The 25,594-nt window shown below is 44.3% G+C and carries 25 protein-coding genes; 10 read left to right on the top strand and 15 right to left on the bottom strand.

From position 1 onward, the window contains the following. Positions 1–55 precede the first annotated feature (55 nt). The 4 genes from asd to FWF39_RS00475 are packed head-to-tail and all read left to right on the top strand — an operon-like array spanning position 56 to position 4,435. Positions 56–1,114: an aspartate-semialdehyde dehydrogenase gene (gene asd, locus FWF39_RS00490; protein ID WP_343381467.1), complete on the top strand. Its 1,059-nt coding sequence runs from the start codon at positions 56–58 to the stop codon at positions 1,112–1,114. Between the two features lie 29 nt (positions 1,115–1,143). Continuing rightward, positions 1,144–2,433, top strand: coding sequence for a diaminopimelate decarboxylase (gene lysA, locus FWF39_RS00485; protein ID WP_343381466.1), 1,290 nt, complete (start codon positions 1,144–1,146; stop codon positions 2,431–2,433). Further along, on the top strand, positions 2,433–3,278 hold the full coding sequence (dapF, locus tag FWF39_RS00480; protein WP_343381465.1) for a diaminopimelate epimerase: 846 nt from the start codon (positions 2,433–2,435) through the stop codon (positions 3,276–3,278). The genes lysA and dapF overlap by 1 nt, the downstream gene beginning before the upstream one ends. Beyond that, a complete protein-coding gene (locus FWF39_RS00475; RefSeq protein ID WP_343381464.1) occupies positions 3,275–4,435 on the top strand; it encodes an aminotransferase class I/II-fold pyridoxal phosphate-dependent enzyme in 1,161 nt (386 codons plus the stop codon). Before dapF ends, FWF39_RS00475 begins: the two co-directional genes overlap by 4 nt. A 228-nt stretch (positions 4,436–4,663) precedes the next feature. Here the strand turns inward: FWF39_RS00475 and FWF39_RS00470 are convergent, their stop codons facing one another. The 3 genes from FWF39_RS00470 to FWF39_RS00460 form a co-directional block, all read right to left on the bottom strand. Next, complete coding sequence (locus FWF39_RS00470; protein WP_343381463.1) at positions 4,664–5,770, bottom strand: mechanosensitive ion channel family protein; 1,107 nt, start codon at positions 5,768–5,770, stop codon at positions 4,664–4,666. A 101-nt stretch (positions 5,771–5,871) separates the two neighbouring features. Then, positions 5,872–6,801: a methylene-tetrahydromethanopterin dehydrogenase N-terminal domain-containing protein gene (locus FWF39_RS00465; RefSeq protein ID WP_343381462.1), complete on the bottom strand. Its 930-nt coding sequence runs from the start codon at positions 6,799–6,801 to the stop codon at positions 5,872–5,874. A 158-nt stretch (positions 6,802–6,959) separates the two neighbouring features. Then, the gene (locus FWF39_RS00460; RefSeq protein ID WP_343381488.1) at positions 6,960–7,985 is read right to left on the bottom strand and encodes a PQQ-binding-like beta-propeller repeat protein; all 1,026 of its coding nucleotides are present in this window, start codon (positions 7,983–7,985) and stop codon (positions 6,960–6,962) included. A 421-nt stretch (positions 7,986–8,406) separates the two neighbouring features. On the opposite strand from FWF39_RS00460, the gene FWF39_RS00455 reads away from it, so the two are divergent. Then, positions 8,407–11,127, top strand: a complete 2,721-nt coding sequence (locus FWF39_RS00455; protein WP_343381461.1) for a PAS domain S-box protein — start codon at positions 8,407–8,409, stop codon at positions 11,125–11,127. A gap of 5 nt (positions 11,128–11,132) precedes the next feature. Here the strand turns inward: FWF39_RS00455 and FWF39_RS00450 are convergent, their stop codons facing one another. Beyond that, on the bottom strand, positions 11,133–11,885 hold the full coding sequence (locus tag FWF39_RS00450) for a helix-turn-helix domain-containing protein (protein WP_343381460.1): 753 nt from the start codon (positions 11,883–11,885) through the stop codon (positions 11,133–11,135). Between the two features lie 29 nt (positions 11,886–11,914). On the opposite strand from FWF39_RS00450, the gene tes reads away from it, so the two are divergent. From tes to FWF39_RS00435, 3 genes are read left to right on the top strand one after another with little or no spacing between them, the layout of a single operon-like run. Continuing rightward, positions 11,915–13,480, top strand: coding sequence for a tetraether lipid synthase Tes (tes, locus tag FWF39_RS00445; protein WP_343381459.1), 1,566 nt, complete (start codon positions 11,915–11,917; stop codon positions 13,478–13,480). A 37-nt stretch (positions 13,481–13,517) separates the two neighbouring features. Continuing rightward, positions 13,518–13,847, top strand: a complete 330-nt coding sequence (locus tag FWF39_RS00440; RefSeq protein WP_343381458.1) for a 30S ribosomal protein S25e — start codon at positions 13,518–13,520, stop codon at positions 13,845–13,847. 38 nt (positions 13,848–13,885) lie between these two features. Further along, on the top strand, positions 13,886–14,359 hold the full coding sequence (locus FWF39_RS00435) for a hypothetical protein (protein WP_343381457.1): 474 nt from the start codon (positions 13,886–13,888) through the stop codon (positions 14,357–14,359). Between the two features lie 4 nt (positions 14,360–14,363). Here the strand turns inward: FWF39_RS00435 and FWF39_RS00430 are convergent, their stop codons facing one another. The 4 genes from FWF39_RS00430 to FWF39_RS00415 form a co-directional block, all read right to left on the bottom strand. Further along, positions 14,364–14,750: a cyclophilin-like fold protein gene (locus FWF39_RS00430; protein ID WP_343381456.1), complete on the bottom strand. Its 387-nt coding sequence runs from the start codon at positions 14,748–14,750 to the stop codon at positions 14,364–14,366. 206 nt (positions 14,751–14,956) lie between these two features. After that, positions 14,957–16,060 (bottom strand): DegT/DnrJ/EryC1/StrS family aminotransferase, encoded by a 1,104-nt coding sequence (locus tag FWF39_RS00425; RefSeq protein ID WP_343381455.1) that lies wholly within the window; start codon positions 16,058–16,060, stop codon positions 14,957–14,959. A gap of 66 nt (positions 16,061–16,126) precedes the next feature. Continuing rightward, a complete protein-coding gene (locus FWF39_RS00420; protein ID WP_343381454.1) occupies positions 16,127–17,266 on the bottom strand; it encodes an ATP-NAD kinase family protein in 1,140 nt (379 codons plus the stop codon). Between the two features lie 85 nt (positions 17,267–17,351). Further along, entirely contained in the window at positions 17,352–18,773 is a 1,422-nt protein-coding gene (locus FWF39_RS00415; RefSeq protein WP_343381453.1) for a TrpB-like pyridoxal phosphate-dependent enzyme, read from the bottom strand. Between the two features lie 241 nt (positions 18,774–19,014). Here FWF39_RS00415 and FWF39_RS00410 point away from each other — a divergent pair, with 241 nt between their 5' ends. Together FWF39_RS00410 and FWF39_RS00405 are read left to right on the top strand one after the other, a co-directional pair. After that, complete coding sequence (locus FWF39_RS00410; protein ID WP_343381452.1) at positions 19,015–19,518, top strand: amino acid-binding protein; 504 nt, start codon at positions 19,015–19,017, stop codon at positions 19,516–19,518. Positions 19,519–19,647: 129 nt separating this feature from the next. Continuing rightward, a complete protein-coding gene (locus FWF39_RS00405; protein ID WP_343381451.1) occupies positions 19,648–20,052 on the top strand; it encodes a hypothetical protein in 405 nt (134 codons plus the stop codon). Between the two features lie 154 nt (positions 20,053–20,206). On the opposite strand, the gene FWF39_RS00400 is transcribed toward FWF39_RS00405, so the two are convergent. From FWF39_RS00400 to pcn, 7 genes are all read right to left on the bottom strand, one after another. Then, positions 20,207–20,608: a 30S ribosomal protein S19 gene (locus FWF39_RS00400; protein WP_343381450.1), complete on the bottom strand. Its 402-nt coding sequence runs from the start codon at positions 20,606–20,608 to the stop codon at positions 20,207–20,209. Between the two features lie 22 nt (positions 20,609–20,630). Further along, the gene (locus FWF39_RS00395; protein ID WP_343381449.1) at positions 20,631–21,374 is read right to left on the bottom strand and encodes a 50S ribosomal protein L2; all 744 of its coding nucleotides are present in this window, start codon (positions 21,372–21,374) and stop codon (positions 20,631–20,633) included. Positions 21,375–21,395: 21 nt separating this feature from the next. Beyond that, complete coding sequence (locus FWF39_RS00390) at positions 21,396–21,656, bottom strand: 50S ribosomal protein L23 (protein WP_343381448.1); 261 nt, start codon at positions 21,654–21,656, stop codon at positions 21,396–21,398. After that, a complete protein-coding gene (gene rpl4p / locus FWF39_RS00385) occupies positions 21,656–22,441 on the bottom strand; it encodes a 50S ribosomal protein L4 (protein WP_343381447.1) in 786 nt (261 codons plus the stop codon). Before rpl4p ends, FWF39_RS00390 begins: the two co-directional genes overlap by 1 nt. 12 nt (positions 22,442–22,453) lie before the next feature. Continuing rightward, positions 22,454–23,467 (bottom strand): 50S ribosomal protein L3, encoded by a 1,014-nt coding sequence (locus FWF39_RS00380; RefSeq protein WP_343381446.1) that lies wholly within the window; start codon positions 23,465–23,467, stop codon positions 22,454–22,456. 222 nt (positions 23,468–23,689) lie between these two features. After that, positions 23,690–24,430: a polyprenol monophosphomannose synthase gene (locus FWF39_RS00375; protein WP_343381445.1), complete on the bottom strand. Its 741-nt coding sequence runs from the start codon at positions 24,428–24,430 to the stop codon at positions 23,690–23,692. A gap of 284 nt (positions 24,431–24,714) precedes the next feature. Next, positions 24,715–25,470 carry a proliferating cell nuclear antigen (pcna) gene (gene pcn, locus FWF39_RS00370; RefSeq protein ID WP_343381444.1) on the bottom strand — a complete coding sequence of 252 codons (756 nt, stop codon included), beginning with the start codon at positions 25,468–25,470 and terminating at the stop codon, positions 24,715–24,717. Positions 25,471–25,594 lie beyond the last annotated feature (124 nt).

The following is a 25,594-nucleotide window of genomic DNA, read 5'->3' as shown; positions in this document are numbered from 1 at the left end:
AGGCCGTTAACTTTTTTATCAACTATATTATAGAGAGACATTAAGGGAGAATTATATGACCAATAAACGCAAAGTTGCCATACTAGGCGCAACCGGAGCCGTAGGGCAACGCTACATTCAGCTCCTACAGGAGCACCCATGGTTTGAGATCTCAGTACTTGCCGCATCTGAACGAAGCGCAGGTAAAAAATTCAAAGACGCCACCACCTGGCTAATGGATACTGAAATGCCCAAAGAAATCTCCGAGATGCCGGTTGCCAACATAGATGTCAAATCCGCAGAACAAACAGGCGACTTTGACCTAGTTTTCACATCTCTCCCTAGCGACTTGGCAGGCCCAGTAGAAACCGAATTCGGCGCCCACTATCCAGTATTTAGCAAAGCCAGCGCCCATCGCATGGACAAAGACGTCCCCCTAATTATCCCCGAAATCAACCCCGACCATATTGAACTAGTTAAAGTCCAACAAAAAAACCGCAACTGGAAAGGGTTTATCACAACAGACCCCAACTGCAGCACCATAGGCATGGTCATCACATTAAAACCCCTTATGCAGTTTGGCATCCAACAAGTCATGGTAACAACCATGCAAGCACTCAGCGGCGCAGGCTATCCCGGCGTACCATCATTAGATATTATCGATAACGTAATTCCCTACATCTCAGGCGAAGAAGAAAAAATGGAAACCGAAGCCCTAAAAATCTTAGGCAACTTTAACGGAACAACCATCGATTATGCAAATTTCCAGCTCAGTGCAAGTTGCAACCGCGTCAATGTCAGTGATGGACATCTCGAATCGATCTTTGTAAAACTCGCCAAAGAACCCACCCTCGAAGAAATCCAAACCGCATTCACAACCTTTAGAGGCGAACCCCAAACCCTCAAACTACCCTCAGCACCAACACAACCCATAATTATCCGCCACGAAAAAAACCGCCCCCAACCCCGATACGATCGAGACACACAACAAGGGCAAAGCGTTGTGATTGGCAGACTACGCAAAGATCCCATTATGACACTTAAGTATATGTGCCTAAGCCACAACACAGTCCGCGGAGCCGCCGGCGGAGGAATTCTAAGCGCAGAACTCTATGTATCAAAAGGATTAGCATAATAACAAAATATCAACAATTGGTGAAGCTTATGGTTAAGAAAAAACTTCGTGAACCCCTAGAAGACCGCAAAGGCAACCTTTACTTTGATGGCGTCTCAACAGTTGATCTAGCCAAAACTTACGATACCCCGCTCTATGTTATAAGCGAAAAACGCATCCAAGACAACTATAACCGTCTCTATGGCGCTTTGGTTAACAACTACAAGTATGTGCGTATCTACTACGCCGCCAAAGCCAATACAAACCTAAATGTGCTTCGCATCTTGCAGTCACAGGGAGCATACCTCGACACGGTCAGCCCAGGCGAGGTGTTTTTGGCCCTTAGTAGCGGCTTCACACCCGATCGCATTCTTTTCACCGGCACAAACGTGAGAAATGATGAGTTAAAGATGCTATCAGATGCCAATATTACCATAAATGTGGACTCCCAATCAGAGATGGATCGTCTGCTCAAAATCTCGGTGCCCCAAATTCTCTCCGTGCGCGTCAACCCCGAAGTCGGCGCAGGCCACCATGATCACTGCATCACTGCAGGTCCCGAATCCAAGTTTGGCCTCTGGGAAGAAGAGGTAATTCAAGCCTACGCCATCGCCCAACGCGCCCGTGTAGAACGTTTTGGCATCCACATGCACATAGGCTCAGGTATCCTCGAGTTCGAACCCTATATACAAGCAGTGGAGAAGCTACTAAGTATAGCTAAGCGGGTGCACAAAGAGGTTGGGATAGACTTTGAATTCATCGACATCGGCGGAGGCTTTGGGGTTCCCTACAAGCCTACAGAAAAAGAGTTTGACGTCCAAGAATTCTCCAACAAAGTCGTCAACCTATTTAAAAACAAAACCAAAGAATATGGACTGGGCAAACCGTTTCTTTTTGTAGAACCTGGCCGATATCTGGTTGCCGATGCATGTGTTCTCTTGACAACTGTAAACACCATCAAAGTTACACCAAACCGCAAATTTGCAGGTGTAGACGCAGGCTTTAACACGTTATTGCGTCCTGCAATGTATGGTAGCTACCACCCCATACTGGTTGCCAACAACCTGACCGCAGCTAGTACAGAAACCTATGATATAGCAGGTCCTATCTGTGAATCAGGAGATTTACTTGCAAAAGACCATGCGGTGCCAGACATTAACGAAGGGGATCTCTTAGCGGTTCTTAATGCAGGAGCTTATGGATATAGCATGAGCAGTCAATACAACTCACGTCCAAGAGCAGCGGAGGTTCTCATACGCGGAGGTAAACCCTTACTGGTCAGAGAACGCGAACAACTAAAAGATCTAGTAGCCAACCAAAAGATGCATGGTGAGGTTTAGTGCAGTTTTGGAAAATGCAGGGCTTAGGAAATGACTACATAGTAATTGACAACCGCCAAGAACAAATCAACGATCAAAAAGCTCAAAGATGGGCTAAACAACTCTGTGAGAGGCGTTTCGCAGTTGGAGCAGATGGGCTTTTGTTGGTTTGTCCATCCCAAGTTGCTGATGTAAAGATGAGGATGTTTAATGCCGATGGCAGTGAGGCGGAGATGTGTGGTAATGGTATTCGTTGTTTTAGCAAGTACTGTTACGAAAATGCCATTGTGAAAAAAGCTGAGTTTAGAATTGAGACCTTGGCAGGTATAAAACCGGTTTGGCTCACAGTTAAAGATAGTCAAGTTCTAGCGGTAGAGGTCGATATGGGGGTGCCCAACTGGCAACGAGCATCAGTGCCTATGATTGGAGAAGGCACCTGTATAGATCAAACGCTTCAAGTCGGTGAGGAGATCTATCAAGTGACTACACTGTCTATGGGCAATCCGCACTGTGTTAGTTTTGTTGAAGATATAGAGAACTTTCCGGTTGGTTTGGTTGGAGAACGGATAGAAACTCACCCGGCCTTTCCGCAACGAACCAATGCGGCTTTTGTTGAGGTGCACAATTGTTGTGAAATGAGTGTGCGTGTTTGGGAACGGGGATGCAAAGAAACCTTGGCCTGTGGTACGGGGGCTTGTGCATCGTTTGCAACAGCTAAAAAACTTGGCAGAGTTCAAGACAAAGTCATTGTACACCTAAGAGGAGGAGACCTGCAGATCACAGAGGGTGAAGAGGGCAACATCTATATGAGGGGCCCTGCTGAGAAGGTCTTTGAGGGTAAATTGTTTAGGGAGGAACCAATTTGACTTTTGAGTATGCGAAGCGGATCAAACAACTACCGCCCTATCTCTTTGCAGAGATAGAGAAAATTCAGAAAGCCAAAAAAGCGCAGGGTATGGATCTTATTTCGTTGTCTATTGGGGATCCGGATTTACCCCCGCCGCAATTTATCACAGATTCGTTAGCAAAAGAGGCGGCAGATCAAAAAAATCATAACTATAGTTTTAGCCATGGCGAACCCGCGTTTCGGGAAGCGGTTATAGGCTGGTATAAGACCCGCTTTGGTGTAGATCTCCAATCGGATCAGGTTATGGCATTGTTGGGCTCCAAGGAGGGTATAGCAAACATTGCTCGAGCTTTTATCAACCCCGGGGACTGTGTGCTTTGTCCTGATCCCGCATACCCAGTCTATGCCAATGGCAGCACCATTCTCTGTGACGGAACCGCAGTTGCTTTGCCGCTATTAGAAGAGAATAACTATCAACCATACTTCAAATCAGTTGATACCCACAATGTTAAAATGATGTTTCTCAACTACCCCAACAATCCCACAGCCGCCATAGTTGATCACACAACCCTAAAAGAAGCCGTCGAGTTTGCCAAAGAAAACAACATTATTCTCTGCTATGATAATGCCTACTCAGAGATTACCTATGAGGGGTATCGTGCCCCAAGTATTTTAGAAGTGGAGGGCGCCTTGGATGTTGCAGTAGAATTTAACTCATTATCCAAGACCTTTAACATGACTGGTGACCGCATTGGCTTTGCGGTAGGAAACAAGGAACTTATTGCAGGCTTAGTTAAAGTAAAATCTCAAATCGACTCAGGTCCGCCAGTGTATACACAAAAAGCCGCAGTCAGAGCCTTGGGTAGCTATACCAGCCGTGATCCCCCAGAATTTTTACGTCAAAGCAACCAGATCCTACAGGAACGCCGTGACCTTCTTGTTGATACCCTTACCAAACTTGGATTTAGTTGTGAGAAACCTAAGGCCACCTTCTATGTCTGGGTTAACTGCAAAGGGAATTCCATGGAATTCACAACTAAGCTACTTGAAGCCGGAGTAGCCGTTACACCCGGAGTTGGGTTTGGTAAACATGGAGAAGGCTATGTACGAATAACCTTTACGCAACCTAAAGAACGCATCAAAGAAGCTTGCGATCGCATTACAAACGCCATCTAACCCACATTTATTTTTACGCCATTTTTTGCATTAGTATTTATGCTGTCGTTATGGAAGGCAGTCAGTTGGTTAGTAATTGCTATCCAACTGAAATTATTAGTTGCCGCAGATGGGGTTTACGTGATTTTGTCGGCTCCTTGCGTTTGTAATCGAAGTAGAGGATGAAAATAAGAATAAAGATAAGAAATAAGCCCGCAATTTAAGAAGAATGTGGCGGTGAATTGGGGTTTATCTTTTGATGAAAGTTACGTTTTTGAGGTAGGCTAGTTCTATGCCTTCGCGTTCAAAGGCTTCTCTTATTGCTAGGTTGATTTGTTGTTGGACTGCGAGGTAGCTACCGTAGTCGGGTGCGTTGACGAAGTAGCTTATGAAGAATTTGAGGCTGTATTCTCCGAATTCGTTAAAGCTTACAAATTGGGGTGAAGCGCCCTCGATGTTGTTGATTATTTCTGAGATTATCCAGGGTATTTTTTTGAGTTTTTCGTTGGGTGTATCGTAGTTTACGCCTAGGTTGAAGACTATTCTTCTTTTGTGTAGTTTTCTAAAGTTTCGTATATATGTGGAGGTAAGTTCTTTGTTTGAAATTACTAGCTCTTCGCCTTGTAAGAGTTGGAGTCTTGTGCTTATTATGCCGATATTTTTGACTGTGCCACTGTAGTCGCCTACAAAAATAAAGTCACCGATTTCAAAGGGTCGGTCAAGGTAGATATATAGTGCACTAAAAAGGTCGCTTAGGGTGCTTTGGAGTGCAAAGGCTATGACGATACCGCTTATTCCCACGCTTGCAAGTGTGGTTTCCCATGCTCCGGGGAAATCAAAGAGGTTGAGAATTAGCAGAAAGGCAATGATAAAAATGACGCCTGTTATAACTTTTTTTAAGATAAAGGTGGAGTGTTTATTGTTTTTTCCGCCTCTTTGCACGGTCATGTCGACTAATTTATCAACAACGACTGTGGCAATTCTTGAAACCGCATAGGCGGCAAGTAGAATTTGTATAATTAAAAATACAATGGTTAGTATATAGCGGTGGGGATCGAGAAATGAAAGCGGCGCTATAGAAAATTGGATAACTAGAATGCCAATTAAGGTCATTATAACTATCTTGAAGGTTGCCGCTATTTCATCAACGAGGGTTGTTGCATTTCTTGCGGCCCAGCGATTGATGTATTTACTAAGAACGGCATATGAGACCCAGCCAACAGAACCAATTATAACAAACACTAAAACGGCAATCAAAAGTTCAGCAGTTGAGGAACTGATGTTTAACAAGTGCCCCAATTCGTCACTAAAGGTATGAATCGCAGTGCTGTTAACGTGATTTGCAGGTAAACTCATGTAGTCTCAAAATCCTTCATAGGACTTGTGGATTACAAGGCCAGTAAGTTCACATAGATAAATTTACTTCTCAACAAATGAAAAAAAGGTTGAAAAGCCGCTTATTTTGCAGCGGTTTTTGCAAGCTTCTTTAGAATTATGTCCTTAGCTATTGTGTAGGCAATTGAGTAGTCAAAGAGGCCCTGTGGTTCAGCAACGGCGCGTTTGATCATTTCTACTTCGGTTTTGATTTTTAGTTTACCAATGGATAGTGCACCGATACCCCAGACGCCAGGTTTGAACTCTTTATCATCGTTTGAACCTAAACCTTCCACACCTAGGGGGTTTATGGCGTTGATATCTGCGACGATTTTGGCTTTGGCTGTGCCAGCTAGATCTGCTGCACTAAGAAGCTGGATGCCTCCTGCACCTGCGGCAAGAATAATTTCGGCGTCTTTGATGGCTTGGGCTGTTTGTTCAGGTTTGCTGACTTCGACAACTTTGACGCATTGTGCACCGCATTCGGCGTTGATTTTGTCTGCTATGATTTGGCCCTTAGCTAGGCTACGGCTACTTATGGTTACGTCTGCTTTTTCTGCGGCGTAGATGCGGGCAGCTGTTTGTCCCACGGGTCCTGTGCCTGCTAAGACTGTGACTTTTTTGCCCTCTAGGGTGCCTAAGCCTCTTTCCATGGATGCGCCAAAAGTTTTGGCGACTGCGGCTGCTGCTGTGCTGTATCCGCCTCGGGGGTCAACAATGATGCTGTTTCCCCATGGAGCGGATTTCATGGCTTTCTGGGTTGCGGCGACAACTTTTTCTACTTCTTCAAAGTTGCTACCGTTGATGAAAATTTTGGTGTGTTTTGCGCCTTCAGGTCCACGGGGGAAGAGGAGGTCAAAGACTATCTTGGGTGCGTCTTCGCCGGTAACATTTTCGAATTTAAATATAGAGGAGTCGGGGAATACGTCTATGGCGACTAGTATATCAAAGGGGCTACAGTATTTGTCTGTGTCTAGGAAAAAGAAAACTGTTTTGTACGTTGGTTGTGCCAATTTAATTACACCTTACTCGTTTGTGATACAGTTTAATGATTTAAGAGTTAAGGTTTTTATTAATTAAGTCTTCTGAAATGAAGGTTCATCAATGATTCTTTAGGGATATACAAATTTGAATTCTTCAAGTCTAAGCCATAAATTTCAAGTTAAATCCATTAGCCAGTTTTTGAGGACCCAAAAGAGCCCAACCCAATCAAAATTGTACCAGCAGACAAAAATAGTCCGGCCAGTTCCGCCTTAGATGGCACATCAACAGGTGATCCTGCAACTGACGAGACCCCCTCTTCAGATGAAAAACCAAGCGCCATCAGCTTGCTGCTACAAGAACCAATGTAGATACACCCATTAGCTATCGCCAGCGAAGCATACAAAGAGCCCAAACGACCAATCTCATAACGCCAAAGCTCCACCCCCGAGGTCGCATTAAGAGCATACAAATGGCCATCACTGGCACCAAAAAAAATCGCTCCACTTGCAACAACAGGCGAAAACTCAATACCCCCATCAGAACAGACAACACCACAAACCCACTTTTTTGCCCCTGTTAGAGCATCAAAAGCATACATATACCCCTCACCCGTCCCCACATAAACACACCCATAAGCAACCGCAGGTGCAGTTGGAAAACCCTCTACCGTTTGATTCCACACCGTCCGCCCAGAAGAGGCCTCAATACAATAAACACTCCTAGTACCGTATAGAAAACTCTCACCTAAACCCGAAACGTAAACAAAATCACCCCAAACTACCGGAGGCAGATATACCTCGACGGTTGTTTCAGACTCCCAGATCGTATCGCCGGTATATGCATCAAGAGCAAGAACAGATGGCGAGTATAGGTCTGTGATGAAAAGTTTGCCGTCTGCAATTGCAGGTGAAGACGCTTGACCATTGAGCTTTTTTTGCCAGAGAATCTTACCGGTATTTACATCTAGCGCGGCAAAATGGCAGGTATCATCTGAGGGGTCGTTGTAATTTGTGTAATAGTAACCATCTTCGACCGCACAACATTTGTAGCCATTTATAGTCCATATTTGTTTTCCGGTAATGGCACTAACAGCGCCTTTTGTAGTATAAACAACGTTATTCTCAACAACAGGCGATGCATACAGCGTAGCTTCGTTATAGGACCTCCAGAGCAACTCACCTGTAGAGGCATCATATGCATCTAAACCAAACAGGCCCGTATAGATTAACTCCGTTTACTATAACAGGTGAACCACGGCTGTGTAAAACAGGGAAATTCGAGGCGGTTTCATGACTCCATAGTTTTGTGGGCATAGATAGAGGAGCAGAACTGTTTGTAAAACCCGAATTAGACACATCATAACGAAACATCGGCCAATCATCCCCTGATAAAACAGAATCAGAATCAGAAATAAACACAGATACCGCAAAAAAGACAAAAACTAGCGATAACAGCAGCACATGGTACTTAATAAAATGACAACTGCTCGGCGATTAACCATACGTATCTGTCGATAAATTTTCAGCAGTTCATATATTTTTGTTGGTGTTTAGCGGGTTTTTCGGCGACAATGCGAAACTCTATTAAATAGTAATAGTCAAAAATGATAGACTGTTTAGACGGTTGATAAGGGAATGCAGAACATAACGTCTGATAAGCAGATTACAGGTCTTCTATCTAAACTCTCAGAGGGCATTGCATATTGCAAGATATTAACTGATGAAAAAAACAATCCGGTTGACTGGCTCTACCTAGATATTAATGAGGCCTATGGGAAAATTAACAACCTCAAAAGAGAGGAGGTAATCGGTAGAAGAGCAACTGAGGTGTTTGCTAAGAAAAAGCAGAACATAGATAGTTTGATTCAGCTCTATGGCGCGGTCATATTGAGCGGTAAATCTAGCACCACCGAGCAGCAGTATTCTAAAGCACACAACAGAGGGCACCATAGCTCAGTTTACAGTCTTCAAAACGGTTACTTTGCGGTTGTTTTTAAAGAGATTCCATCACAGATAGAAACTGTAGAAGAACTAAGGCAAACAAAAGCGGATTTGGAGAGAAAAATACAAACCAGCACAGAGGAGCTAATTAAAGAAAGACAAAGGCTATATAATGTATTGGAAACATTACCATTCCATATTGTTTTGATAGATAAAGATCATAAAATATTGTTTGGAAACCGCATTTTTCGCAAAATTTTTGGCCAATATCAGGGAAAATACTGTCATGAAGTCATATTTAACCGCAATCAACCATGCGAAAACTGTGAAGCCTACAAAGCACTCAAAACCAACAAACCCATCCGATGGGAATGGATTGGACCCGATGGCAAATACTATGACAGCTTTAGCTATCCCTTCATCGATTATGATGGATCAACCAATATCTTAGAAGCCGTTATCGACATAACAGAACACAAACGCAACGAGACCGAACTCAAAAAATACCGTGACCAACTCACACAACAAGTTATTGAACATAAAAAAACCCTGCATGAAAATGAAGAACGCTGGGCCACGACCCTAAAGAGCATCTGTGATGCCGTGATAACAACCGATACTAAAGGCATAATCACATTCATGAATCCTGTTGCCGAAAAATTAACGGGATGGAGTGAAAAACAAGCAACAGGAAAACCCATAGAACAAATCTTTCACATAATAGATGAACAAACAAAACAGAAACCAAAAGATATAGTCACAAAAGTTCTAACACAGGGATTTATCACCGGTTTAGCTAACCAAACACTTTTGATACGCAAAGATGGCACCGAGATTCCCATTGCAGACTGCGGGACACCAATTATCACAGCTGACGGCATCATGCCCGGTGTTATTTTTGTTTTTCAAGATTGTAAAAAACACAGAAAAGCTCAAGAAGCAAACAAACGACAAGCCGCATTAATCGATCTAAGCCCCGTGGCAAATATTGTTCGCAAAATCGATGGCACCATAACTTTTTGGAGCAAAGGCGCCGAAAAAACCTACGGCTGGACCAAAACTGAAGCCGTAGGAAAATTTACCCATGAACTACTAGAGACTAAATTCACCCAACCCTTTGACACCATTATTTCAGAGTTGCAAAACAAACAAAGCTGGACAGGGATAGTTACTCAAAAAACTAAGGATAACCGCACCCGGACTATGCAAAGCTGGTGGCTTGTGGAAAAAACTGAACAGGGAGAAATCGAAAGTATTCTTGAGGCCAACATAGACATAACAGAAAGAGAACAAATAGAAAAAGAAATCTCCCGGTTAGCCAGCTTTCCAACCCTTAGCCCAAACGCCATACTTGAAGTAGATTTCGAGGGAAAAATAAACTACGCAAACCCTGCAACCGAAAAGTTGTTTCCTAACCTTAAAACAATGGGAATAAATCACGAGTTCTTTTCAGACTGGCAACATATCAAAGAAACCTTTGAAATAAAAAAAACAAACACTCTGGGAAGAGAAACAAAGATCGACAAACACTGGTATCATCAACAATTCTCCCTTGTGCCCCAAACCCAACAAATCCGCATCTACATTACAGACATAGATGAGTTAAAACAAACCGAACACGCACACGCCCAAGCACAACAAAAACTAGAAGAAAACACGGTTCTGCTTGAAGAATATGCTAACCAAATGGAAAAACTCGCCGAACAAAGAGCACGACAACTCCAAAGTGCAGAACGTCTAGCAGCTATTGGGCAAACCGCCAGTATGGTTGGACATGACATTCGAAACCCTCTGCAAGCCATAACCAGCGACATGTATCTTATCTTAGAAGAAATCAAAACCATGCCAGACAAACAAAGCAAACAAGTCATAACCGAGAGCATAGACTCAGTCAACCACAACCTAAACTATATCAACAAAATCATCAGCGACCTCCAAGACTACACAAGACCCCTCAAACCCAACGTTCAAAACACAAACCTCTCAGACCTGATTTTAAGCACCCTATTAACCATCAACGTCCCAAAGAGCATTGAGGTCACAATAGACAGCAAACAAATCCCCATCCCTATCAAAACCGACATCAGCTATATACAAAGAATTCTAACAAACCTTGTAACTAACGCAGTTCAAGCAATGAAAGAAAAAGGCAAACTAACAATAAAAACAGACGTAGAAAACAATGTGGCAACAATAAGCATACAGGACACGGGAATAGGCATCACCAAAGAGGTCAGCAACAAAATGTTCACACCTCTATTTACCACCAAATCAAAAGGTCAAGGGCTAGGTTTAGCCGTTGTTAAACGCCTCGTAGAAGCACTAAACGGCACCATCACATTTGAAAGCGAAGCAGGCAAAGGGACACGATTCACCGTTGAACTACCCCAAACAACCTTCTCAGCAGATCCATAAAAAAGTTAGGCGATTTCAGATGAGTCCCAAAGAAACTGGAAATACTCTCGTGCAAACCCCACTAACCCCACATGATTACTCCAAATAACAAGGCTAGGTTTATCCTCGCCTAAAAACAGCATTGCCTCTTTACCATCTGCTATGATGCCCCCGCCAAACATGTGATCACGAATACGCAATGCACCCAAACCGGAGTATTTTTTGATGAACTGCCAATCCTCTTTTTTGCCCGCGGCCATCAACTTCATGGTGACAGACTTTTTGAGTCCCGAACCAAGCAACGGCTCAGCAAGTGCAATCAGGGGTTTAGCGAACTCGGGCGCGGCAACCACAATTTCCACTGAGGCTTTCTTAAAAATCTCCTCGAGCTTTGTGAGTACCGCCTGTTGGCCACGCAAAATAAGCATATCAGGTCGCTCAACAAGTTCACGCTTCTCATAGAGAGGCTGGAGAGTTTCAACGATAGTATTTTCCCAGCTGACATATTTGTCTTCAAGACGCAACTTGGTTGATCGGGCAGCTTCTAGGGGAGGCACGGGATAGTATTTAAAGGGACGACTTTCGCCGCTTTTAATCCAGCCTTTCTCTTTGAGGCTGTTTAGGACCTCATACATTTTACTGTAGGGTACACTGGCTTGACTGCTAATTTCCATAGCCGTCATCTCGCCACCAGCTAGCAGAACTATGTAGGCGTCGATTTCGTAGGCGTTTAGGCCCATTTCTCGCAGGGTACTGCGGGTTTCCTCATTTGCTGTCATGCTTTCCCCTCAATCACCGTAGGAAACGTTTGGAAACCTTATTATCATCATTGACTCTTAAGCCCTTCGAAAAGAAAGTAGTCTATCCTCCAGAAGGCACTGATATGAAAGATATTAAACAGACTCAAAGTATCTGTCCTGAATGCCTCAAACCTCTTGATGCAACCATCTATGAGGATCAAGGCAAAGTATTTATTAAAAAAACCTGCCCTCAACATGGGCCATATAGTGAACTCTATTGGTCGGACTATGACCAATATGTTCGGGCTGAAAAGTTTCGTTGTGAGGGCACAGGTGTTGAGAATCCTCACACTGAGAAAAAACTAGATTGCCCAAGTGATTGTGGTATTTGCCCCCAGCATAAAAGCCACACTGCGCTGGCAATCATAGATATTACTAATCGATGTAACCTTAAATGCCCCGTCTGCTTTGCCAATGCAAACTATGCCGGCTATGTCTATGAGCCGACAATGGAGCAGATTGTGGATATGCTAAAGAATCTGCGTGAAACCAAACCGGTACCAGCGCAGGCGCTTCAGTTTAGCGGCGGAGAACCGACCATTCGCAAAGAACTCCCCGATATGATTCGTAAAGCAAAAGAGCTTGGCTTTAACCATGTGGAGGTTAACACCAATGGGTTGCGCTTAAGCCAAGATGTAGAGTTTTGTAAACAACTAAGAGAAGCCGGGGTCAGCACTATCTATCTACAGTTTGATGGCCTAACCCCAGAAGTTTACAAGTACATCCGCGGTGTTGATTTACTTGATATAAAACTAAAGGCGATTGAGAATCTACGGGCCGCGGGCTGGAATAGTGCAGTACTTGTGGTCACATTAGTAAAGGGTGTCAATGACAACCAGTTAGGCGATATTATTGATTTTGCCGCAAAAAACAGCGATGTTATCAGATGTATAAACGTCCAACCTGTCTCACTATGCGGACGTCTGCCTGCTGATGAGCGTGAAAAGATGCGCATAACCATTCCTGACTTTATGGCAAAAGTTGAAGAACAAACCCAGGGCGTTATCAAGGTCAGCGATTTCTATCCGATCCCAGTTGTGGTTCCTGTCTCCAAAGCAGTGGGTGCCATTAAAGATAAGCGCTATGTCGAATTCACAGCACATCCCCACTGCGGCATGGCTACCTTTGTATTTATCGAAAACGGAAAAATCACACCCATCACGCGCTATGGCAATATTGAAAAATTTGTCAGCACCCTGCAAAGTGTCTATGATGATGCCGCAAAAAACAACAAAAGCAAAGCTAAACTCCGTCTCATTGGTGCGGGTCGGCATATAAAATTCAGTTTTCTGCGCAAATATGTGCTAAAAGTGTTGGTGAATGGCGACTATAAATCACTAGGGGACTTTGCACGCTCAGCTGTGCTGATTTCATCTATGCACTTTATGGATCCCTACAACTTTGACCTCGAACGCATCCAAAATTGTGTTATACACTATGCTGTACCAGGGGGACGCATCATACCGTTTTGCACCATGAACTCTATTCACCGTGCTGAGGTGGAAAAGAAATTTGGCATGCCCATTAAAGAGTGGCAAGATAAGCATAAGGTTGAAATAAGCCAGACAGTCTAGATGTGAATTAAAACTATTTAGCAAGGTGAAAAAATCAATGGGTGGAAAAAAGAAGCTCGGCATAAAGCAGATGGAAAAACAACAAGAAGATAAAGCTGATGATAAATCAAAAGACAAGAAAGACAAAAAGGCAGGGGGTCCCCCACAGAAGAAAACAACCATCAGCATCATGGCTCCCGATGTCAAGGATGATAAAATCGTTGCAGAAGTCAAAAAGATGAACGTACTGACACCATACGCAGTTGCAACACGCTATGGTATACGCATCAGTGCAGCAAAAGACTTCCTTGAGCAACTAGAAAACAACGGTGCAATACAACTCGTCTCTGGAAGCCATAGCTTAAAAATCTACAAGCCAGCCGCGTAAGCGGACTTGTGCTTTTTAATTTTTTGGAGTTTATTCACTTGAGTTTTCCTGAAAAAGTATACACCAACAAAGAACTTAAAGCGGCTAGGTTGCTCATAGATCAAGGATACAAACACGACCTAAGTATTGATGGCAAATCCGACTTTATCAAAAAAGTCAAAGAAGCACTCGAACATCTAAAAACTGCAGACTATTACGAATATTTACAGACCTACATCCGAAAGATCGTAGAAATTGATGGTATGACTCAACTTCGTGAAACAGAGGTTTCCATCTGGGCAAACAAGTTCGCAGTAGACAATCCAGTAGATGCCGCCAGTCTTTTTGTTCAAAAAGCATCCAGCATGCATGAGTATATGCAAGGCAAACTCTACTACGGAGGTCCCGCAGAAAAACGTTCAATCGCTAAGCGCGTAGAGTTTCTAGAGGCCCTCAAAGACAAAAGTAAAGATAAAGAAATTAAAGAAGAATGTGAACGACTCCTAAAGCTGTGGAAAGACAGCTCCCTATAACTTTTTAAGATGAAAGAAGAACCACTTTGATAGTTGAACCACTTTTAACCTGCTGGAACAACTCCAAGTTACTTGTAATTTTTCCCAATATGCTCACAGGACTATAGGGCTGGCTCTTACCATAGAAAACACACAATGCACCACCCATGGGCCAAAACGCAATAGTCCCTGCCTCAACAATGGGTTTAGCTTTTTCTTCACCCATCTTTAGAGGAATCTCAAAATAAACCTCCTCTTTCCACAAAGCAGCCCGGCCCTCCATGGGCAATTTGCGCACAATAGCATCTATAGTTCGTGGCGCTAAAAAGCGAACAAGTTCACCTTCAGCTTCACCTAAAGCTTCAATGAGAAACTTAATTTTTATGCGGGAAACGCCTTCATCATTACTCATTTGCATACCCCTTTAGAAAATAACAAATTATAGAGTGTATGGTCAAAGGGTAATTTAACGTTATCTCAAATTTACTCAACCCAACTATATAGTCAAACATAGGTGTAATGTGTAAACTTGCCTGATCACTTTTATGAACGCCATAGAGAATACAAGTAGAACCAAAAGGGTATAGCTACTTATACATGTTATCTGTCCGTCGCCGGTTAAAGAAGAGTGAGGGTTGTTTTGCCGATGAATTCTATCTCTTCCTCGGTTACTTCGGGATGAATGGGCAGAGAAAACACTTGTTTAGCCGCTTGCTCGGTTTCTGGCAATGTTTGGGCGTCATAGTTGTTGCGGTAGAAGGGCATAGTATTGACGGGGTTTATGTAGTAAGCTTCGGCGCCGATGCCTTTGGCTTTGAGATCGTTTAGGAGTTTGTCGCGAGCATCTGGAGTACCTTGGATTAGTCGAGCGGTGTAGAGGTACCAGCTGTGTTTGTTCTCGGGGGTTTCGTAGGGCAAAACAAGTCTATTGCTTTGTTGTAGAATTTTGGTGAGTTGTTCAGCGTTTCTGCGGCGTCTTGCGACAAACGAGGGTAATTTTGTTAACTGTACATTAGCTATGGCGGCTTGTAATTCTATCATGCGGTAGTTGTTACCCAGCATTTCTGAGGCGTACTTGGTTTTTTCACCATGTGTACGTATCATGCGAAGGATTTCATCGAGTTTATCACTGTTGGTTGTTATAACTCCGCCTTCTCCGGCCATCATATTTTTGCTTGCATAGAGACTCCAACAGGCAACATCAGCAAAGGAACCGACAGGTTTGCCTGCATAGGTGGCGCCATGCGCTTGAGCGGCATCCTCAACTAAGCCCAAACCGTGTTTGTCAGCGATTTCCCGCAGGGGTTTCATGTCAGCAGAGAATCCGTAGAGATCCACAGGGAGGATGGCTTTGGTTTTTTTGGTAATAGCTTTCTCTACTGCTGTGGGTGAGAGGTTGTAGGTTTTTGGGTCGATATCTACAAAGACGGGTTTGCCACCTGATAGAGCCACGGCTTCGGCGGTTGCAACAAAAGTAAAACTGGGCAAAATGACCTCATCATCACGTCTGACGCCTACTGCCATAACTGCGGCGTGTAATGCGGCGGTGCCGGTGTTAACAGCAACCGCGTGTTTGGTACCTGCGAACTCTGCAAATGCTTTTTCAAATTCTAAGACTTTAGGTCCAGCGCCTAGTGCGTTTGTTAGGGGGCCTTTACGCATAACTTCTAATACAGCTTGGACTTCTGCTTCATCTGTTTGCGGTTTGTTAATGGGTATCATTTTTACCAGTCTCCTTTTGTTTACTGTTACTCGAGTATTTAAAAACAGGTCAAGTTAGGGCAGTTATTACTCTATGGGCATATGTTGGGTGATCTTGTAGTCTACTATGACTCTGATGCCTGATTGTCTAAATGTTTCATCAAGTTCGGGGTCGCCTGTGTCTACTCGTAGATGTTTGAATTTGGCTAGTTTGCTTTTGGTGGCGATGACAAAGATATTGTTTATACCTACTTGGCGGATGACTTTGGGGCTTATTTGTTGGTTGCCTCTGCCAAATATGAAGCCCTGGCCGCCGATGGGTGTGACAATGATTTTTGTAGGTTTGGTGTTTATGTGGATTAGGATTTGTTTTTCGCTTACGTCTTGGGCAATTATTTGTTTATCTAAGAATAAATCGACACCCAATAAGGTTTTTTTCTGATCCATTAGATCAGCAACGGTGCGAGTGGTGGTCCCTGGACCCACAATATAGAGGACGCCGGGTTGCATTTCTTCTAGGATGTAGAGAGCGATTGCCGCTTGGTTTTCTACTTCGTTTTCGGTGATGGGGCTCTCCATTTTATTGCCCTGAATTAGATGTGGCTCAAAAGGACTCAGCATATAACCATACAATTTCGCGGAGAGATGATTCTCTCGGAAGGCTTGTTCGTCGATATCCATAACTTCAGCTTCTTGTAACGGTAGTCCGTTCCATAAATACTCAATCACAACTCTAGCGGCTGCCTGTGGGCTGGTTGCAAAAAGAGCACTGTGCATCTTGACACCTGTGGGCACTCCCAGCACCGGTAAGGTCATACCGATGGCTTTTTGGATGTCCCGTGTTGTGCCATCTCCGCCGCAGTAGACCAGTAAATCTACGCCGGCTTCAGCAACGGCTTTGGCAATGCTTTGAGTGTCTTTGGGGGTAGTTTTTGGTTTAGTTTCGCCGATGACTTTGTAGGTGTAGCCTAGCTTTTTTGCTTCAGTTTCACCCATGTTTGCGGCGCCTACAATCAGTTTGAGGTGGGGTCTAGCAGACAAGAGTTCGGTTAGGAAGGTTTGGGCGCGTTTTGTTGCGATGGGTGCAGCGCCCAGAGCTAGGGCTTGTTTGAGGGTTTGTTGTCCGTCTGTGCCTTTTAAGCCGACGGTGCCGCCCATGCCTGCTATGGGGTTTATGATAAAGCCAAGGGTTTTGTTTGGAATTGAGGGAGGTGGTTTGGTGATCAAAAGTATCATCATTAGTGGTGGCTGAGGGTTAATAAAAGAAAGGGCAGGTTTTTTGGAAAGGGAGGGAGAAGGAGGATGATTGGGGTTAGTAGGTTTCGCATCCGATGTATTGTTTTGTGATGTCGTTGAGCCAGGGGTAGAGTTTGCGTAGTTTTTCCATTGATTGGGCTACTTTTTCTGCGGGGTATTCGTAGGGTTGGAGGTGTCCGTTGAAGTATTCGTCGTATGCGGACATGTCAAAGTAGCCGTGGCCTGTTAGTGCAAATAGCAGGGTTTTTGTGGTGTTGGTTTGGGTGCATTTTCGGGCTTCGTCGCAGACTGCTTTGATGGCATGGGTTGATTCTGGGGAGGGTATGATGCCTTCTGAGCGGATGAAGAGTTTGGCGGCGTCAAATGCGTCTACTTGGTTAACTGAGAGTGTGGTTATTTGTTTTTCTTTGGCTTGTACGCTCATGGTTGGGGCGATGCCGTGGTAGCGTAGTCCGCCTGCGTGGATGGGTGCTGGCATGAAGTCGTGGCCTAGGGTGTACATGGGTACTAGGGGGGTTAGTTTGGCGGTGTCGCCGTGGTCGTAGGTGTAGTAGCCGCGGGTTACTTTGGGGCATGCGGTTGGTTCGACGGCTATGAATTGGGTTTCTTTGGGGGCTTTTTTGGAGACTTTGTCGTAGTAGAAGGGCCAGTATAGTCCGCTGAAGCTACTTCCGCCGCCTATGCAACCATAGACGATGTCGGGGTATTCTTCGATTTGTGCTAGTTGTTTTTGTGCTTCTAGTCCGGCTACTGTTTGGTGCATGCAGACGTGGTTGAAGACGCTTCCGATTGTGTAGTTGGCTTTTTTGCCTGTTTTTTCGCTTTCTAGGCTGTCTTCGACGGCTTCGCTTATGGCGACGCCTAGGCTGCCTTTGTTTTGGGGGTCTTCGGCTAGGATGTTTCTGCCGGCTTGGGTTTGTTGGCTGGGGCTGGCATATACAGTTGCTCCAAATGCGTTCATCATGGCTTTGCGGTAGGGTTTTTGTTCGAAGCTTGCGCGGACCATGTAGACGGTTGCTTCTATGCCAAATATGCTGGTGGCAAATGAGAGTGCGCTGCCCCATTGTCCTGCGCCGGTTTCGGTTGTGACGCGGGTGATGCCTTCTTTCATGTTGTAGTATGCTTGGGGTACGGCGCTGTTGGTTTTGTGGCTGCCTGAGGGTGAACTTCCTTCATATTTGTAGTAGATTTTGGCGGGGGTTTTTAGTGCTTTTTCGAGGCCTGTGGCGCGGAAAAGGGGGCTGGGGCGCCAGATTTTGTAGATTTCTCGGACTTCATCGGGGATGTCTATCCAGCGGTCTTGGCTGGTTTCTTGTCCGATGATGGCTTTGGGGAATATTTTGGGGACTATGCCGACGCCGGGTTTCCCTGTTTCTGCTTCGATAAAGGGTGGCAGGGGGTGGGGTAGGTCGGGGACGATGTTATACCATTGTTTTGGTATGTCAGATTCGGGGAGAAGGATTTTTTTGTCGGGCAATTTAGTTCGCCTTTGCTGTGATTGGTTCTTTGTTTGATTTATTTAAGGCTTTTCTGTACAGTTTTGTACATGGTTAGGTTGTTTTTGTTTCTAATGTAGTGTATAGGCGAGATAGTTTGATTTTGAGCTCTTGTTAGCAGTGTTGTGTTGTGGGGGGTTATAGGTTGTTAGATTTTAAAAACAGGGCATGTAGATACGCATTTATACTTTAATGTACAAAATATTACATGAGAGAACATAAATGTGGGGAAAAATTGAAACACAACTCCAACAATACCCCGAACGCCTAAAAGTTACACGCGTACTTATCGAAAACGGATTATCAGTCAAAAACAATAAAATCTATGTCAACAAAATCGAAATCCCACCAATCCGAGTTGCCCGAGCCGCAAACGTTGATCGCCGCACAGTCAACGAAACCCTAAGCAGCATCCACAACAACCCCGAACTACGCATGATATTTGAACAAATCCGCCCCGCAGGCCACAGCCTAAAAGAAATCGCCAAACACCTCAACTTAGGCGTTGTAGAAATCACCCCCACAAACGCCACCGGCCTGGGCATCCTATCCAACACCGCAGTAATCCTCAACAACGCAGGACTCAGCATACGTCAAGCCATAGTAGACGACCCCGAACTCTCACCCGAACCCAAACTAACATTTATCGTAGAACGCAAAATCCCAGGCGAACTGATCCCCGAGTTACTAAAAGTCCCCGGAGTAGCCAAAATCTCAGTATACTAACACACAACCAACCTTCCAAAAACAACATCAAAACGCTCAAACTAGAACAATATTCAATACAAAAACTAATCTGCGAGATTCACATATAACCTACAAAGACATTAAAAATATGCAGAGGGGCACAATACAATGGAAGTACTACTATCAATTAAACCAAAATCTTCTGAAAAAATCTTCTCAGGCGAAAAAAAGGTTGAATTCAGAAGAAAACTACCCAAAGAACATATCGACCGAGTATTTGTTTATGAAACCACCCCATCACAAAAAATTGTGGGCTGGTTTAGCATAGAAACCATTCATTCAGGCACCCCAGAAGAAATTTGGGAGAAGTGCAAAGAAACAAGCGGCACAACCAAAAAGAAATTTGACACCTATTGCAAAGACGTCGACATAATCTATGCACTTGAAATTAAAGAAGCAGTAAAGTTAAAATATGAAAAAGATCCGTTCAAACTTTTTTCAGGTTTTAAACCCCCGCAAAGCTTTGCTTACGTTGACGGATCACTCATCTTAAAGGACAGCAAAAACAAATAACCAAACAGCAAAAGCATGCCGCCAGCAACAACTATTTAACCAAACAATAGATCTGCTTAACCAGAATCGTCACAGTACGCTAGTTGCTATCTGCCAAGCACCGCTCGTATACAAAAGCATCAACAAAAATATTAAGAAAATAAAAAGAAAAGGGTTATTTTAGAGGCACATACATTGAAGAACGAGAAGCACCGATACCAGGGGTACCATGGCGGACAGGTTTGTTTGTTATGGCAAACTCGCCAAGATAGTGGCCGATCATCTCAGGTCTTATGTCTACGCCGACAAATTCTTTACCGTTGTGTATGCTGATTTTTGCGCCAACCATTTCAGGTAGCACAATGAGGTCGCGAACGTGGGTTTTTATACCGCTTTCTTTGGTGATTTTGGCTTCTTTGGCTGTGCGTAGTTTCTCAAGTAGGATGCGCTGTTCGGGTGTTAGGCCGCGTTGGAGGCTTCTTCTTTGTCGTGACGGGAGCAGGTTGATGAATTCATCCATAGACATGCCTGAGAGACTCTCGAGGCTGTGTCCACGGTAGCTAAATTCTTTGGGCATTTTTTGTTTCTCCTGTTAATTTTTATCCTCGGATGGCCCGTTTCTTTTTCTGGCCGGGTCCGCGGGCGGCGATTAAGCCGACTTTTTGTCCTGGTGGAGCACCATGTGAGGTTGTTGTTGTTCTGCGAGCGCTCTTTTTGCTACTACCATAGGGGTGTACGGCTGGAACCATCTTTCTGCCGCTTGTACGTGGGTACTTGTGGCCTTTGGCTTTCATGAGGTGATATTTTTCACCGGCTTTAAGGAACGGTTTCTCGATGCGTCCAGAAGCTGAAATGACACCTACTGTAGCTAAGCAGTAATCGTTGACGTAGCGGGTTCGGCCTGAGGGTAGACGGATCATGGTACCCTGGGGGGTGTGACCGACTACTGTTGCATATGCACCTGAGCTACGAGCCATTTTGCCGCCGTCTCCGGGGCGAAGTTCAAGATCGCAGACTAAGGTTCCTTCAGGCATTTTACCCAATGGAATAATGTTACCGATTTCAGCGGGTGCTTTTCCGCCGTAGACTATTTCCTGACCGATAAAGACGCTCTCAGGTGTGATGCTATACATCAGTGTGCCGTCTTCAAATTCAACTAGTGAAAGGGGTGAACCTCTTCCAGGGTCATGAACTAAGTCCACTATGACACCTAGGAGTTCAATTTCAAAAGATTCCTTTGGAGCAATTGGTGGATACTTTGCGGGTGCAACACGTTTATGAGTTGAGGCGCGGAAGTTTTGCCCGCCGCGACCCCGTCTTTGAACACGAATACGTTTTCCCATAGTCAAGCCTTCTACAAATTATTAGAGGATTCCAAGTTTTATTGCGATGTCGGAAGCTTGGAATTCAGGTGTGAGCTTCACGAATGCTTTTTTGACACCCTGGGGTGTGATAAGTACGTTAACGTCTTTTACTTTAACTTCATACATGACCTCGACAGCGCGTTTAATGTCAGCTTTGCCTGCTTTTGAGTTGACCATAAAGATAAGCTTGTTCTCTTTTTCAACCATGATGCTGGCGGATTCAGTCATTAGGGGGTAGTGGATTATTTCATCTGGCTTCATTAGGCTGATTCTCCATAAAGAGTTGTTAATTTGTCTATTGCACCGCTAGTCCAGACGGTTAGTCTGCCTGGATGAGTTCCCGGAGCGAGCATTTCAGTGTTGAGGCTATTGACAGTAGCTACTTGCACACCAGGGATGTTGCTGGCGGCGTTTGCTAAACTTTTATCGTCAACCACCACGATGAGGGGGCCAACGGCTTGTTTCATCTTACGGCCTCGGCGTTTGCCTTTGCCTGCGCGGACACTGCGGCTGTCTCTGACGCGTGTAAGTTCAGCATCAAAGCCAAAGCTTGCAAAAACTTCTTCAACTTCTTTGGTTTTTGACAAGCCTTCGATGGTGTCCTCGACAACTAGGGGCAACCCGATGACTGTGTCAACTTTGTGTCCGCGGGCGGCAACAACTTCTTTTTCAGATGTTGCAGCGATGGCAGATATCAAAGCGAGTTTAGCTTCTTTTTTGGGTATGTCTTTAACTATGATTTTTTCTACACGTGGTGGATGGGGTTGTCTGCCTTTAACGGTGCTTGGAGCAAAGGCTGCTTTGCCGCTACCGCCTTTAACGCGGGGAACACGTGCGATGCCGCTACCGGTTCCGCGTGATTCAGCAGTGGTTTTCTTGCCGGCCATGGGGTCTCTGCCCTGTGGCTGAATACGTTTAGATTGTATAGCTAAGACTGCGCGTTTAATCACATCAGGTCTTAGCGGGGTTTGGAATACTGCGGGAAGAGTTATTGTTCCCTTAGCTTTGCCTTGTAAGTCAAAGATTTCTGCGGTTTTCTGTGCCATACGTCATTCAACCTATTTTCCTTGAGGAGACTCCAGTGAGATATATGTTACTTGTGGTGGTGCTTCAGGGGCTTCTGTTGGAGGCCGTGCAGGAACGCGGAGGCGAATCATACGTTTTTCAGTACCAGGGATACTTCCATCTATTAGGATGTATGGTCCTTTGATTTCGCCATATCGGATGTAGCCGCCTTTAACGGTGACTTCTTTACCATCTTTGCCGATTTTTAGAATACGTTTGTTAAATTCGATTCTTTGATGGTAACCGGTTTGACCTGCACGTGCAATGCTGTACATGAGGTGGTGTGGATTCCATGGACCCAACGTGGCGATGCCTCGTTTGGTTTTTCTACCTTTGTGTTGTAGCTTGGTTACGCCCCAGCGTTTAACTGGACCTTGGAAACCTTTACCCACTGTTACACCTGCAACATCGATGTATTGACCGTCTTTGAAGACTTCTTCAGGTGCAACGGTTTTTCCAAGAAGTTGTTTAGCGTATTCGAATTGTTGTGCAATGCTTCCGCCGCCGATTTGAACTTCGCAGGTCTCTGGCTTCTTTTTGGAGAGACTGGTCTGGGTCGGCTGAGTTGCGGTTATAACACGTACAAAATCGGTACGTTCAAGGTTATCTTGAATTTTCTGAAGCATTTCTTCGGTGTTGAAGGCATCTGGCAAGACCAAAAGGCGATCAAGCTCAGTTGGAGGTTCCTTCATCCAAGCTTCAGTTATGTTTTCTAAACCGTAGGGGGTCTTTGTGTAGGTTCTTATACCGCAGATAAGAATCGGCGGCGTTTCTAATATGGTTGTGGCCCGCATAACTTCTTTACCAAAGTTTGGTGACCGTTTATGGTCTTCGATAGTAAAGATGTAGGTCATACCTGCCTTGTAGGCTGAAAATCCTAAAAGCCTAGGTGAGTCTGACTTTATCTGAGGCCAGTATCTAATACGTGCTACTGGTTTCTTAGCACGATGCCTCGGTAAGTAGGCTAATGAACCATGTCTTGGAGCATGATGTTTACGATGTCCCATTGATCATCCGCTTCGCGCCTTTAGCAAATAGTACAACGAGTTATAAACCTTGCCATAACGACGTAAACAAGCGGTTATGATGTTTAGAACACAATTACCGTCAATCAACTTTGATCTAACAACCATAGAAGGTTGTTAGTGGTCAGCTATCGTTTGCAACACTACCGACAACCGTTTAAGAGGTATACCCTAATACTTACCAATTACCCAAATAAAGGGCACTCAAAGATGCCAAACAGTTCGAAATGTGTATGAGAGAAAGTTCTGAATTTCATTCCAAGTCAGCTTGGATTTACCGTGTTTACGGTTCACAAACAGTACAGGGATTTCTCTAACTTGGAAATTTCTAAGGGCCGCTTGTCGTATGGTTTCAATTTGGATTTCATAGGTGTGGCTGTGCAGATTATTGATGACTTCTCTGAGAAAAATAGTGGCGTAGCAACGATAGCCGCTGGTGCAGTCTTTAAGATCCAATCCCAACGAAGTTCGGGCGAGTGTGTTAGCGGTTTTGCTAATGAGTTTTCGTGAAAGGGGCCAGCCCAGGATTTTACCGCCTTTGCTGTAGCGGCTACCTATGACTATGGCACATTCGTATTGTTGCATTACTGCTAATAGTTTGGGCAGGTCTTGGGGATTATGGGAGTAATCAGCGTCCATGGTGAGAATGTATTTTGGCGGCTGGTTTTGTGAGAGAAAAATTTTAAAGCCATCAGTTATAGCAGTGCCTAAACCCAATTTTTTGGGTCGACTACAGAGAAACAAATTGGAATATTTGGTTTGTTTTTCCTCTACGATCTGAGCGGTTCCATCGGGGCTTGAATCATCTATCACCAGGATGGATAGGTCCAAATGCAGGTTTTCAATATCTTCAATCAGTTGAGCTATGTTGTCAGCTTCACCAAATGTTGGCAATATTACGCCTATCTCAGAGTGATTAACGTTCTCGACTAATTGATAACCCATTAAAATGACTCATAAATAGAAAAGGAAAGAAAATTAATAAACATTAAGAATATCCGCCACTACGACTATTCCCTTGCTTAACCAACAGTAGATACAGATGATCAATGCAAGTATTTGCGGTGTACATACTTACACTTAAAAGCAGAGCGCTATTGTGCAAGGGATTATTAACTGAAATTATTTGCATAAATTACTTGATTAAAATCATATTAAGAAGAGCAGGTTTGGAGACCCCGAGGGGCTTCCAAGTTGTTGGTGAACCCAACAATCAGTTATGAATTGTTTTATTCGGTTTCAATTCTGGGTGCTAAGAAGAATGTTAGTTTGCCCTCTTTGGTCTGCTGAAAATCGATTTTGACTGGCATATCGGTTGAGAATTCTAGGGTTGCGATGTCACTTGTTGCTGAAGCGGCTTTTATAATCTCACTGAGATAGCTGAGGCTAAAGGTTGCTTTAGCGTTTTCCTTGACTTCAAGATCCAACAGTGCATCGTTGCCTTTTTGGATGGTTATAGTTGCGCCCATGATGTCACCTGATGCGCTCAGGGTGAGTTTTTCGGGTTCGGCTTCGATTTTAACGTGATCACTCACTAGTTGTGCGTCCTCTATTGCTTGGCTAAGACCAGTGGTGGTGGTTTTGGCTTTGATGTTAAAGCTGATTTTAGGTGTTGGTACTTCTTCCTCGCTTGGTTCAAGCAGACTCATGGTGAATTTGCGGACGTACTTTCCGGTTATGCTGACTTGGAGTTTACCTGTTTTTTCATCAAGACAAAGCTCGACAGCTTCTTCTTTACCAGCACGTTTGAGAAGCTTGAGAAGTTCACTTATATTGAGACACATTTTGCTGGACTGGGGAGCGTCATATTCTTGGAAGATACTTTTTGGCCACTCAAAGTCGATCATAGCGACACGGGATGGATCCATCGCGCGCAATTTGAGTCCATCGGGTTCGATTTTAAATGTGGCTTCATCGACCAAAATAGAGATGGCAGTTGCCATGTCTCGAAGTAATTTAGCATCAGACACTTTAAGCTTAAACATTAACCTCTCTTCCTCGCTCACAGCATACAGTACAGTTATATTTAGCTTATCACTGCGGTTTGGTTAATAAATTTGTTTGAAAACTTCGATACACTTACCGAGAGATCAAAGAGTTCTGCTCTGC

The sequence above is a fragment of the Candidatus Bathycorpusculum sp. genome, assembly GCF_009778815.1.
Classification (GTDB): Archaea; Thermoproteota; Bathyarchaeia; order Bathyarchaeales; family Bathycorpusculaceae; genus Bathycorpusculum; species Bathycorpusculum hydrogenotrophicum.
Note: the sequence above shows the minus strand (reverse complement) of the source record. Positions and strands in the feature narration are given on the sequence as shown.